Raw genomic sequence first — 14,311 nt, forward strand, 5'->3', positions numbered from 1 at the left:
TTATTACCTACAATTAAGGTATGAAGCTAGTTGAACGTCATGTTATCACCAAATCACATTATTTGTGGTCAGCTTGTGACCAGAAGGCTTTTTTGTCAAAAAATCTGTTCAATTTAGCCAATTACCATGAGCGCCAATATTTTTTTGAAAACAAAAAGAAACTAAGCTTTAATCAACTGTATCATCTAGTATCTAAGAGTTACGATGATCAAGCTTTGCCAACTAAAATTAGTAAGCAAATAATCAGAAGATTAGACTCAGCTTGGAGTAGTTATTTTGCCGTTTTAAAAGCATGGCAAAAACAGCCCCATAAATTTTTAGTCAGACCAAAAATCACTAAATATAAAAACAAAACAAAAGGTCAAAATATTTTAGTCTATTATCACGAATCAATTGACAAAAAAACTCTCAAAAAAGGAAGATGTAACTTATCCATGAGTGAGTTAAAAATTCCCAGATCACAAAAGTCAATTATAGAAGTGAGAATAGTACAAAAAAGCAGCTGTTATATGATTGAAATACTCTCTGAAAAATCGGAGAAAACAACAGATAATCAACAGGTAGCAGGAAGAGACTTAGGAGTGAATAACTTAATGGCTGTAACTACAAATCAAACAGGTGTAGCACCTTTATTGATAAATAGCAGACCATTAAAAGCGATTAACACCCTTGATAATAAAAAACTATCCCTGATACAATCCCAACTGAAAACCAAAAATCATCAAAACTCATCTAATCGGTTAAACGCTCTAACTCATAAACGAAACTGTAGAGTAGAAAATTATCTACATACAGCTAGTAAAAGAGTAATAGATTGGTGTGAGGTACACCAAATAGGAACCTTAATAATTGGACAGAATGAAAAGTGGAAACAATCTATTAATCTCGGGAAAAAGAACAATCAACAGTTTGTTAACATACCTGATTATAGATGAATAGAGATGTTAAGATCTAAAGCTCATTAAAAAGGGATAAAAGTAATAATTACCGAAGAATCCTATAGATCACAATCAAGTTCTTTAGAGCAAGATGAATTACCAAAATCTGGTGAGTCAAAACCGATATTTAAAGGAAAAAGAATAGCAAGAGAATTGTATAAAACAGGAGAGAAGAAGTTATTAAATGCTGATGTGAATGGAGCATTTAATATAATTAGAAAAGTAATTCCCGATGTTTTTGGGGAATAAAGGGTTTGCCGTTTAACCCTGTAGTGCTTGAACCACTACGAATGACTATACTTTCAGACTTTTTAGTAAGTTTAGTTGAGCGGTTTGGAGTGTGACTCAAAAAAACCGAATATTAATCATTACTAATACCAATTCACTTAAAAAATATCACAAATAGTTGGTAACTGATGAAGTAAAATAATAACCTGAAATTACTGTATAGTTGAGGTTTTAAGTTCCATTAATATCACTTCTGACTTCTGATTTTTGACTTGGTGACTTTAGTGAAACGGTATAACAATTCCTCAGTTCCCTAATCCAAAATCATTCGCTGAATGTGCAATGCCTGTTAATTTTGTAGTCTTAACTCTTTATTGTAAAAATGCCAAAACTTGAACAAAGATTTGATTATGTCAAAATTGGTCTAGCTTCTCCAGAAAGAATTCGTCTCTGGGGAGAAAGAACTTTACCAAATGGTACAGTCGTCGGAGAAGTTACTAAGCCAGAAACTATTAATTACCGGACTCTCAAACCAGAGATGGATGGATTGTTTTGCGAACGCATCTTTGGCCCGGCGAAAGATTGGGAATGTCATTGTGGAAAGTATAAGCGAGTCCGACATAGAGGTATTGTTTGTGAAAGATGTGGAGTAGAAGTAACTGAGTCACGGGTGCGCCGTCACCGTATGGGATATATAAAATTAGCAGCACCAGTTACTCATGTTTGGTATCTCAAGGGTATTCCGAGTTATATGGCAATTTTGTTAGATATGCCATTGCGAGATGTAGAACAAATTGTTTACTTCAATGCTTATGTGGTATTAGATCCAGGGAATCACGAAAGTTTAAGTTATAAGCAACTGTTAACAGAGGATGTTTGGCTAGAAATTGAAGATCAAATTTATAGCGAAGATTCAACAATAGTAGGGGTTGAAGTTGGCATTGGTGCTGAAGCTCTACAAGTCTTATTACAAAATCTTGCTCTAGAGGAGGAAGCAGAAAAACTAAGGGAAGAAATTGCTAATTCTAAAGGTCAAAAACGCGCCAAATTAATCAAACGTTTGCGAGTAATTGATAATTTTGTCGCTACGGGTTCAAGACCGGAATGGATGGTTTTAGATGCTATTCCAGTTATTCCACCCGATTTACGTCCAATGGTACAGTTGGATGGTGGTCGCTTTGCAACTAGCGATTTAAACGATCTTTATCGACGAGTTATTAACCGAAATAATCGCTTGGCAAGACTGCAAGAAATTTTAGCACCAGAGATTATTATCCGTAATGAAAAACGAATGTTGCAAGAGGCAGTTGATGCTTTGATTGATAATGGTCGTCGTGGTCGTACTGTGGTAGGTGCAAACAACAGACCTCTGAAATCTTTGAGTGATATTATCGAAGGAAAACAAGGTCGTTTCCGGCAAAACTTGTTAGGTAAACGGGTTGATTATTCAGGGCGTTCGGTAATTGTTGTCGGACCGAAATTGGCAATTAATCAGTGTGGTTTACCACGAGAAATGGCGATAGAATTGTTTCAACCATTTGTAATTCATCGGTTGATTCGTCAGGGATTAGTTAATAATATTAAAGCTGCCAAAAAACTGATTCAAAGAGGAGACCCGAATGTTTGGGATGTGCTGGAGGAAGTAATAGAAGGTCATCCAGTGATGTTGAACCGGGCACCGACTTTACACAGATTAGGTATTCAAGCTTTTGAACCTATTTTAGTGGATGGTCGTGCAATTCAGTTACATCCTTTAGTTTGTCCGGCATTTAATGCTGACTTTGATGGCGACCAAATGGCGGTTCATGTGCCACTTTCTCTAGAGTCGCAAGCAGAGGCAAGATTATTGATGTTGTCATCGAATAATATTCTGTCTCCAGCGACTGGTCGTCCAATTATTACGCCTTCTCAAGATATGGTATTAGGTTGTTATTATCTGACAGCAGAAAACCATAGAGAACAAGGTGGAAAAGAACTATATTTTGCTAACTTTAATGATGTAGTTTTAGCTTATGAACAGTCTAAGCTAGGTTTACATACTTATGTATATTTGAGGTTGCCTGGTGATGTTACGGTCGAAACAGATAAACCAGAAGAAATGCCTCCCGATATCCAACAGATATCAGAAGAAGTGGCGGTTAAAAGTTATTGGATGCCATTGGATAGCAAAATATTACCTGATACTTTGGGAGAGTTGAAGTCAGAGAAAACTCTAGAAAATGGAGAGGTAGTGAAGCGTTATCACTTGTATCGGGTTCATTATACTCCACAGGGAAAAATTAAACAGGTTCATATTAAATCTCGCCAGGTGCGGGAAATAAATGGAGAAGCAGCGACACAGTTTGTGGTGACAACACCTGGTCGTATAATTCTCAATCAAACAATTCAAAGTGTTTTGTAAGGAGTCAGGAGTCAGTCCTCAGGAGTCAGGAGGGAAGAAAGAAAAAGAAACCCCGAGTAGAAGGAGAAAGTCTTTTGCTTGCCTTCTTATCCGGAAAGATATCGTACCTCAAATCAGTAACGCCATAGTTGGCAACTGATGATGTGAAAGAATAAGCTGAAATTAGTGTATAACCATTACTTTAAGTCTATAAACTTTCACTTTTGACTTCTGAGTTTTGACTTGTGACTTCCGTGAAACGGTATTAGTTGCTCCACTCAGGGAAACCTGAAAGACCGCACTAACTCACCACGTCAGCGACAGAGGTGGAAAGTGCCACAAACCAGGTCGCAAATTAGCAAACTGAGCTGACACCGCTGTTGATCGCTAACAGAAGGAAAAGGTAAGGAAGCAGAAAACAAAACTACTTACTCTTTTCTATTTCCTTGAAGAACAGTTTTTGATCTACAGCACTTTTGAGGAAGCGTGAGGTACAGTTTTCATTAATGGATAATGGATAATTGATAATTGATAATTACCTCGGGTTTTAACCGTTATTGATTGAATATAAGGAAATATCCTAGCACTTTTTTTCCCCTTAAAAGGAGAGGGTTTAAACCAGAATTATTTAATTATTAATTATTAATTATTCGGTAAAACTATTCTGATATTTCCTGTTCCCTGTTCCCTGTTCCCTAGAACAATAAAACTTTGTACCTCATCAACTCGAAAACTGCTGTAAATAAAATTAGTAAACTAATAAACAAAGGTAGAGAATAACATGATTTTTCGGAATAGAGTTGTTAATAAAGGTCAACTGAAAAAGCTAATTTCTTGGTCTTTTAATAATTATGGTACAGCCAGAACTGCACACATGGCAGATAAACTGAAAGATTTAGGATTTCGTTATGCCACAAAAGCAGGAGTTTCTATTAGTGTTGATGACTTACGAATACCTGCTTCTAAACGACAACTTTTAGATGCAGCAGAGGAAGAAATTCGTGATACAACTGACCGCTATACTAAAGGAAAAATTACTGAAGTAGAACGGTTTCAAAAAGTAATTGATACCTGGAATGTTACCAGTGAAAATCTTAAGGATGAGGTAGTCCGTAACTTTAAGGCAACAGACCCTCTGAATTCAGTTTATATGATGGCATTTTCTGGAGCGCGGGGTAATATTTCTCAGGTGCGTCAGTTAGTGGGAATGCGTGGTCTGATGGCAGATCCACAAGGGGAAATTATTGACTTGCCAATTAAGACTAATTTCCGGGAAGGTTTAACTGTAACAGAATATATTATCTCTTCCTATGGTGCGCGCAAAGGTTTGGTTGATACAGCATTGAGGACTGCGGACTCCGGTTATTTGACTCGTCGTTTAGTTGATGTTTCTCAGGATGTAATAGTTCGGGAAGCAGACTGTGGCACAAAGCGGGGAGTAACGGTGACAAGCATGAAAGATGGTGAACGCGTGTTAATTCCCGTACAAGACAGGTTATTGGGTAGAGTTGCAGGAGAAGATGTTAAACATCCAGAAACAGGAGAAATTATTAGTAGTGGTGGTATTCAAGCAGTAAGAAATCAAGTATTTACAGAAGACTTAGCTAAAGCAATAGGTAAAGCAGGTGTAGAAAAAGTATTTGTGCGATCGCCGTTGACTTGTGAATCACCTCGTTCTGTCTGTCAACAGTGCTATGGGTGGAGTTTAGCTCATGGTCATATAGTAGATATGGGAGAAGCTATTGGGATTATTGCTGCTCAGTCTATCGGCGAACCAGGTACTCAATTAACAATGCGGACATTCCATACTGGTGGTGTATTTACAGGGGAAGTAGCACGTCAGTTCACATCTCCTTTTGCAGGTATTGTCAAGTATCCATCAACTGTGCGTACCAGGTCATTCCGGACTCGTCATGGGGATGAAGCAATGATTGCAGAAAATAATTTTGACCTGACAATAGTAGGAACTAATGGCGGTCAAGAAAGTATATTCATTGCTCAAGGTTCTATTTTGATGGTGCAAAATAACCAACAAGTGTTAGCAGGAGACATTTTAGCAGAAGTACCAAAGGCAGGTCAGGTCAGAAAAACAACGGAGAAAGTTACAAAAGAAGTAGCCTCAGATTTAGCAGGGGAGGTTCTATTTGCTAAGTTGGTGCAGGAAGAAAAGGTAGATAGACAAGGAACAACAACGCGCATTGCTCAAAGAGGAGGTCTGATATGGATATTATCAGGAGAAGTTTATAATCTGCCACCAGGTGCAGAAGCAGTAATCAAAAATGCTACTACAATTAATGTTAATAGTGTAATTGCTGTGACTAAGTTGGTGACAGAGCATGGCGGTGTGGTACGAATTCCTTCTACGGAAAAAACTCAAAATATGTTGAGTGCAGGAACTCCACAGGCAACAACGGATGAGTCTGAAGGATCAGTGACTACGACTAACGTTCCTACCGAACTGCCAGTGCATACGAAAGCACAAAATAATCTACCTCGTGAGATTGAAGTCATCACTGCAAGTGTGCGACTAGACCAGGCAAAAGTTAGGATGGAAACCATTGCTAACCGAGACCAGTATATCATTGAAGCCCAAAATCATCAACGATTTGCTTTGAAAGTTACTCCTGGCAGTAAGGTTGCCAACCACGAAGTTATTGCTGAACTTTTAGAAGAAAATTATAAAACTACTACAGGTGGCATCATTAAATATGCCGGAGTAGAAGTTCTTAAACGTGGTAAAGCTAAACAAGGCTACGAGGTGACAAAAGGTGGTACACTACTATGGATTCCTGAAGAATGCCACGAAGTCAATAAAGATATATCTTTGCTATTGGTAGAAGATGGTCAATATGTAGAAGCGGGTACAGAAATAGTTAAGGATATTTTCTGTCTGTCTAATGGAGTTGTAGAAGTACACCAAAAAAATGATATTCTCAGGGAAGTGGTAATTAAACCAGGTGAACTACATAGTGGAGATTATGAAACAGATTTAGGGGATTTGACTCTAATCAATGGTCAGATTGCAATGCCAGGAAAGGAAGTGGTGCCAGGATTAATAGTCTCTGAGTTAAAGTATATTGAATATGTAGAAACTCCAGAAAACCCTGGATTATTATTACGACCTGTGACGGAATTTAATGTGCCTGATGACCCTGGTGTTCCTTCTCAAAAATCAATTAATTCTTCCATTGAGTTAAGAGCAGTACAACGCATTCCTTTTAAAGATGGGGAACGAGTTAAATCTGTAGAAGGTGTAGAATTACTGCGAACCCAGTTAGTATTAGAGATTGGAGAAGAAGCTCCTCAATTAGCTGCTGATATTGAGTTATCACCAGATCCAAAGGAAGAGGGAGTAATGCGTTTGCAGTTGGTGATTCTAGAATCTTTAGTAATTCGTCGCGATGTAACGGCAGATACAACTCATGGTAGTACAAGTACTGAACTTTTGGTTAAAGATAGGGATGTAATTGAAGCTGGAGCAGTGGTTGCTCGCACAGAAATTTTATCTAAGGAAGCTGGTGAGGTACGGGGTATTAAAGAAGGTTCGGAAGCTATTCGTCGTATTTTGATCGTCAGAGATGCTGACTTAATTAAAATACCAGTTAATACTTTGCCATCTGTAGCTCAAGGGGATTTATTAGTTGCTGGTACGGAAATTGCTCCTGGAGTATTTATTGAACACTCAGGTCTGGTTTCTAAAATTCAGAAAACAGTTGCAGATAATGGTGAAGAAGGTTATCAAGTTATCTTACGTCAAGGCCGACCTTATCGTGTTTCTGCAGGGGCGATACTGCTGACCATGGATGGAGATTTGGTACAACGAGGAGATAATTTAGTACTGTTGGTATTTGAGCGTGCTAAGACTGGGGATATTATTCAGGGTTTACCTCGAATTGAGGAACTTTTGGAGGCTCGCAAACCAAAAGAGTCTTGTATTTTAGTGAAGTATCCTGGTCAAGCTCAGGTTAAGGTTAATGAGGATAATGTGGAGGTTAGTGTGGTTTCGCCTGACGGAACAATTACAGATTATCCGATCGGTCCTGGGCAGAATGTGATTGCTTCTGATGGACAAAATGTAAATGTGGGTGAATCACTCACAGATGGACCCCGAAACCCCCATGAAATTCTGGAGATTTTCTTCAACTATTACCGCGACCATGAAAGCATTTATGAGGCTTGTTTGAGGAGTTTTGAGGCTTGTCAGCAGTTTTTGGTAGACCAAGTGCAGGCGGTTTATCAATCTCAGGGTATAGATATTTCTGATAAACATATTGAAGTAATTGTGCGTCAGATGACTGCTAAGGTGAGGATTGATGATGGTGGTGATACTACTATGTTGCCTGGAGAGTTGATAGAATTACGACAAGTGGAACAGGTGAATGAGGCTATGTCTATTACTGGTGGAGCAACAGCTCAGTATACGCCAATGTTGTTAGGGATTACAAAAGCATCCTTGAATACAGATAGCTTTATTTCGGCAGCTAGTTTCCAAGAGACTACAAGGGTCTTAACGGAGGCGGCAATTGAAGGTAAGTCTGATTGGTTAAGGGGATTGAAGGAAAATGTGATTATTGGGCGGTTGATTCCAGCAGGTACTGGTTTTAATGCTTATGAAGATGCTCTGAGTGCAGAGATTAGTCGTTTGGAACAAAGTTGGGATGAGGATGTGGATCTGATTGAGGAAGATAATTTACAAAGTGTAGTGTTAGACGATCAAACAGCACGTTCATTAGAATTAGAAAGTGGTCTGAATTTATCACCTGTGAATAATAATTTTGCAGATTCTCAAGGCATATCTCAAGATCAAAATCAATTGATAGACGATCGTATGCCTGATTTTCCTCAGATTTTAAACAATAGTGAGTCAGTTTTAGATGACTCAGATTTTGTCTCCGATAATTTTGAGTCTGATTTTCCTGGCGACCTAGAAGATGACTTAATAGATGATGATGATGATAGTGATGATGATGATGGTTTTGATGATTTTGATGAGAATACGCCAGAATTAATCTAGGGATCGGAAAGTTGGCGTTGCTGAAGCAGGTGTATGATATTAATCCTAATTACTTAGGAGTAAACCCACCCCTAACCCCTCCCAGGAGGGGAGGGGAAGTTAGGAGTCAGGAGGGAAGAAAGAATAACAAACCCCGAGTATAAGGAGAAAGTTTTTTGCTCGCCCTCTTATCCTGAATGATATCATATAGCAATGTGCGCTGGCATATTTACAAATTACAAGAGGTGTCCAATAGCTAAAAGTCTTATATTATTCCAACGGAGATGCTGCGCAAACAGATTTTTATTCTCCCTGTTGCCTGTTGCCTGTTGCCTGTTGCCTGCGCACAGCGCTATACCTCAAATTAGCAACGCCGGAAAGTTAAGTAACCTATTATCAGTATTGCTTCTGGAGAAGCTTTAGGGACGTTGAATCCAACGTCCCATTGTCGTTAATTATATCAAATCCGCTCGGGTTCGGTATAAAAAAATGTTCCATCACAGCGCCATTGCCAAATCTTTCTTGATCTCCCCACACTATGAATCTAATTACACCAATGCTACCGGATTTGATATGACTCCTGAGGAGGTCTTCCTGACTCCTCACCTCATTAGACATCTTCAGAAAAGAGGGAATAGGGAATAGGAAGAAAGAATTGATAATTTCTATACGATAATTGATTTGATTTTTTATTTTTGGAGATGTCTATTCATCGAAATTTTTCAGCAAACCCTAATTAATGTGACTGATATCGGCAATCTCCATCCCATTAATTCTGTTTCCAGAATTGCTGTATCCTGACTTTTTCTTCAATCTCCATCAGAGAGTATTTGTAGGCGAATAATTTGGTCATTGACTTCACTTAGACGGATTTCAATTACATTATTAGATAGTTTGTCTAAACACCCTAACAAGTGTCGTAAATGAGGTGTACTAGCACCAGTATCAACAAATAACCGTTCTGATAAATTACCTACTCGTTTCCAGGTGCTGTAAAGTTTAGCAGTTGTTGCTTCTAGTTGACCAGACTGTTTGACTAGATCGGCGACTACATTCAGACATTCTAATCTCAAAGCTTCTTCTAGAACCATTTCCATGTCTAATGGTGATTCATTCAATGCTTGAACTTTTGCTGCTGCATCAAGATATTTAGAAAGGTTACGAGCATCTGAGGTCAATTGCTTGACGGTATCTAATTCTGGAATTTGGACGATCTCCTCTTGAATTGCGCTCACATGAGATTCTGGTAATTTTTCCATTTCTCGCACTAGGGGAGCTAAATAACGTGGTGGCATGGAACCAGATGTGGCCTTTTCTTTTATTTCGCTGGGAAGTAAATCTGAGCTAATGGCCATCCATTCATCTGCTAGTTGTTTGACTTCTCGCCTGGTGATTCGATCGCCTTTTTTTGCTGCATCTGTCACCATTTCTTGGACTTCTGGAACTGATTTTGCTGTTTCTACAAAGGCCCGTTTACTAAAATTATTAATGGAGTCTGGGTCTAAATGTCCTTCTGCAATTAAAGTATCAGCACTATTGGCCAATTCTATCAGGGCATAAGCTTGACTCTTGCTGATTTCTCTTTCCTTGAGCCAATTTAGAAATCCGCTGCCTCGCCCATCGCCTCCTTTTTTTTCTCGGTCTCTGATGATTCTTAAGATGCGCCCCCGCCAGATTTCTGTCTGGAGGTCGAAGCGATCGCAAACTTTCCATGCTGTGTCTACTACTTTTTCAAAGTCTGAGTCTGGAATATTTTCATCTTCTGGGTCTGGTAGGTCTAAATCTAGCTCTGGAAAGTTATTGAGAGCTTCAGCAAGAGCTTCAGGAAATTGGGGAATTTCGGGCATAACGGGATAGTATTATTGCTCATAGTGCCGAAATATTATTGCATCAATTGACACTCTCACCGTTAAATCAAAAGATTATAATGGGAGATTCTTGCTTCGCAGATTCTTAACTAGGTAACAAATCAAACAAGTTGAGTTGTACCCCCGTCAGACCATCTCCACAAGCTTTTTATTTAACCGTGTGCCCCACGGCCATTAATTACTATAACTGATGCTGGATTAATTTGCAACCCCTCAATATAACTTATAGATCCCAAATGGGTTCTATTTAAAAAATATAGGGAGGTGTGGGAGGTGTGGGAAGTGTGGGAGGTGTGGGAAGCACAAGGTATCGTCTGACCCTAAGCTGCATTACCTACCCTTGTGAAGATGGGGTGCTGGGGGTGTGTAGCGAGTATTTTTCCTTTATTGCTTCTACATAAAGACCAAGGAGTAGCTCAAAATTTTTTACGCACCGCGAAGATACGGTTAGGGGTTCTATACCAGTCGAAGGAAAGGGCGCGGACAGTTCAAAAGCCTAAAACTCAGACAACGTAAGATTTTTCCAACTTCGGTCCTTCCTTCTGCTATAAATACTTGTCTTAGGGCTAAAGCCCAACTACGAGCCTAATTATAACTTTTCTACCGAATATGATATAATTGTCAGCTAATGGCTAACAACTAATAACCTATTCAGCTATTAGCTATTAGCCATTAAGTGATTAACTAATCAACTAATTTTATCTAATCATTCTCAAATCACATAATGTCAGAAATTTCCAACGTGTTTCCTTCCATTTGATCGTTTGCTTCTTCTAATTTGGCGCGAGAAGACATCACACAAATGTTACTGTGTTCCATTCCTGAACTAAACACATCTAACAAAGTTTGCTTCACATCCGCTACCGTAGCATTAAGCGATCGCTGATAACGTTCCTCTCGTACTTCAGTAGTTTGCCCTATCAAATAACGCTCTAAGGCTAAACTTGTTGCCATCTCTGGGCGTAACACTGGAGAATCATCCTGAATGGTAGCAATAATAGCTCGGTCAACATCAGTCTGAGTCCAATCTAAATCCTTGATATAATCTATCAAACCAGTAAACACCTCAAGAGTGCGACTCACATGAGGGTCTCGGTAAGAATACAAAGAAATAACCTTTCCTAACCCACTGTAAGAGCATCCAGCACCGTAAGCATTACCCTTCAAACGAATTTCACTGAATAGATAACCCAAACCTAACAAATGAGCGCCCAATGCTAACAATGGAGATTTTGGATGGCTGAAGTGAGGAGCAGGCATAGTCTGAACGCAATAAGCTACCTGTACTGGGCCTGCCAAACCTTCCCGTAGATTGTAAATAGGATCGAAGCGATTAGCAAAATTCTCTCCTGGTTGTTGCTGTTGCTGCTGACTCCACTCTGATAGGGTGTTCTTCACCACCTCATAACCATTGTCGGAACCAGTGAAACTAGCAGTTAAAGGTTGATTCGCAACATAATCGCGGATAGTTTCGACTTTAGCCATCAAATTTGCCCCATGCTCATCAAAGCGATCGCATACTTTATTCAGCAACTCTAATTGAGGCAAACCGTTAATAACTTGGCTAATTTTAGCTTCTGCTGTCATGCCAGCACTAGCTCGCAACATGGCTGTGTAGATACCATTGTAAACCAAATCAGAACTACATTGAGCCAGAGACTGATTAACAACATCTCGTAGTCTAGCTGTATCGCGAGGGTTGACTGCAAAAATCAAATCTCGCAATAAATCTAATGCTTGCTCTAGTTGTTCGTCAAGGGTTTTCAGAGTAACACGAAATCCATGTATAGGACGATAAGGGTCTTGAGCATGAGTCCGCAACTGAGTTCTAAAATTAATTCCCCCTGTATAAGAAGCAATGCGTCGGGCAATATGTTCGTAATCCATATCCCCAGCACCCAACTTCCGCAAAGCATCTATATAAGTAGGTACATACAACCACAAATCTTCAGGCAACCCCCGCAGACTAAAATCTAGTTGTAAATAGTTTACCCCATTTGCTAACACATGGTTGCGTAATAGTGTCACTCCACCATCAATCTGTTCGACATCAGTAGGAATATCATCTGGTTTTGGCGGTAAGTCGCTTACCTGTAGTTGAGGTAGTTTCGCTACTGCTTCTGGATCGTTGGGAGTTCCTGACTCTACTTCTAGTGCTTCTGCTTCGTTAGCTATATGCTCTAGCTCTTCTGGAGTCAGTTGAGAACGTACCTCTTCCACTTGTGCTGCTATTTCTTGGTCATAAGTAGATTGCCATTCTTGGTCTGGCTTCAATATTAAAGTTAAACGGTGGGGGTTGTTGAGTAACTTTTCGCGGATGAGGTTGTTGAAATAACTAGGGTTTTCAAGATAACGTTGTTTGCATTCAACGAGGCGATCGCCGATCTGCAAAAACGTTAACGGGTCGTTACCATAAATCCAAGTTTGCATCACCCGGAACAACATCCGCAAAGGATACATACTGGCAATTTCTTGATGTTGGTATGCTGCTTGTTGGAAAGCTGCTTCCACAAGATTAGGTTCAAGTTCGGTCTCTGCAAGTTCTGTGAGAGTATTAATAACTAACTGACTGAATGCTTCACCACGGTCTGGTTCGCTACCTTGAATACCGATATGAAAAGTAGTTTCTTTACCTACAGAGTCTACTCCAGACCGTAGTAAGTCTTGACCTATTTGAGACTCAACGATCGCCTTTTTTAATGGTGCCCCTTCATTTCCCAAAAGTATTCGACTGAGAATATCCAAGGCAACCCATTCATCAGAGTTGGTGCTATCTCCCACCAACCATTTGAGCATAATATAAGTTTTCTCTTCTGCCGAGTCTGCTGCACTAATAGGATAAGAATCTTCTTGGAAACGGGGTTCGCTCCATTGAGACTGAGGAGTAATGTTGATGTTGGGTTTCCGTTGTTCAAAAACATCTAACTTTTCAGCCAAAAATTTTAGATATTCTGGAGTGGCAATATTCCCATAGAATACAAAGTAAGCATTGCTAGGATGATAATAGTTGGCGTGAAACTCCCGGAAATCTTCGTAAGTTAGTTCGGGAATATTTTTCGGGTCGCCTCCGTATTCAAGGCCATAAATGTTGTCAGGAAATAGAATCCGGTTGGCAATACTATCTAACCTTTGTTCGGGGTCTGAAAAGACACCACTCATCTCATTATAGACTACTCCAGTAAATTTTAGCTCGCCTTGAGGATTTTCTGGGTCGGCAGGAGCTAGATGGTGGCCTTCCCGTTTGAATGTGTTTTCAGTCAGCAGAGGATGAAATACTGCATCAAAGTATACTTCTGCCAGGTTGAATAAGTCTTGTTTGACTTTGCTGGAGACTGGATAATAAGTACAGTCAGGTCCAGTCATAGCATTGATGAAAGTTGCCGGACTCATTTTTAGCATTTCAAAAAATGGTTCCCGTACAGGATATTTTTCTGAACCTGCTAAAACAGAATGTTCTAGAATGTGGGGTATTCCTGTACTATTTGGCGGAGGAGTAGGAAAACTAATGGAAAACAGATTTTCCGCATCTTCTGAGTAGAGGTGTAGCAATTTGGCACCAGTTTTCAGATGCTCCAGTTGATATGCCACCATCTGCTGTTGCTTGAGGGGGGTAATGGCTTTTACCTCAAAGCCTTCTAATTGTTGTCCAACTTCTAAGGTTCTTTCGCTTAATAGAGGCATAGAAAATGAATTGCTATTTTGTTTACTGTAGTTATTAGTGTAGGCTATTTCTCTAGTTCGGTTTTCTCTCTGGCCAAGGGTGGTTTTCCAGGTATAGCAGTACGTTTTGGTTAGGACAAGAAAAGGCAGTAGGCAGTAGGCAGTAGGCAGTAGAGGAAATGTCCTAACTTATCATTTTCTTTGTGGGTTTAATACCCCACCGTCTACACGGTGTTCAAAATTA

At 39.5% G+C, this 14,311-nt stretch carries 5 protein-coding genes; 3 read left to right on the forward strand and 2 right to left on the reverse strand.

What is annotated here, in order from left to right:
- Nucleotides 1-20 precede the first annotated feature (20 nt).
- The 3 genes from D5R40_RS24145 (at nt 21) to D5R40_RS24155 (ending at nt 8,560) form a co-directional block, all read left to right on the forward strand.
- Complete coding sequence (locus D5R40_RS24145; RefSeq protein WP_205127686.1) at nt 21-935, forward strand: RNA-guided endonuclease InsQ/TnpB family protein; 915 nt, start codon at nt 21-23, stop codon at nt 933-935.
- 613 nt (nt 936-1,548) lie between these two features.
- Entirely contained in the window at nt 1,549-3,567 is a 2,019-nt protein-coding gene (locus tag D5R40_RS24150) for a DNA-directed RNA polymerase subunit gamma (RefSeq protein WP_124155329.1), read from the forward strand.
- A 760-nt stretch (nt 3,568-4,327) separates the two neighbouring features.
- Nucleotides 4,328-8,560 (forward strand): DNA-directed RNA polymerase subunit beta', encoded by a 4,233-nt coding sequence (locus tag D5R40_RS24155; RefSeq protein WP_124155330.1) that lies wholly within the window; start codon nt 4,328-4,330, stop codon nt 8,558-8,560.
- Nucleotides 8,561-9,348: 788 nt separating this feature from the next.
- Here D5R40_RS24155 and D5R40_RS24160 read toward each other — a convergent pair.
- Nucleotides 9,349-10,386 (reverse strand): hypothetical protein, encoded by a 1,038-nt coding sequence (locus D5R40_RS24160; RefSeq protein ID WP_124144734.1) that lies wholly within the window; start codon nt 10,384-10,386, stop codon nt 9,349-9,351.
- Between the two features lie 738 nt (nt 10,387-11,124).
- Nucleotides 11,125-14,088 (reverse strand): insulinase family protein, encoded by a 2,964-nt coding sequence (locus tag D5R40_RS24165; RefSeq protein ID WP_124155331.1) that lies wholly within the window; start codon nt 14,086-14,088, stop codon nt 11,125-11,127.
- Between the last annotated feature and the right edge of the window lie 223 nt (nt 14,089-14,311).

The organism is Okeania hirsuta (assembly GCF_003838195.1).
In the GTDB taxonomy this organism is placed as follows: domain Bacteria; phylum Cyanobacteriota; class Cyanobacteriia; order Cyanobacteriales; family Microcoleaceae; genus Okeania; species Okeania hirsuta.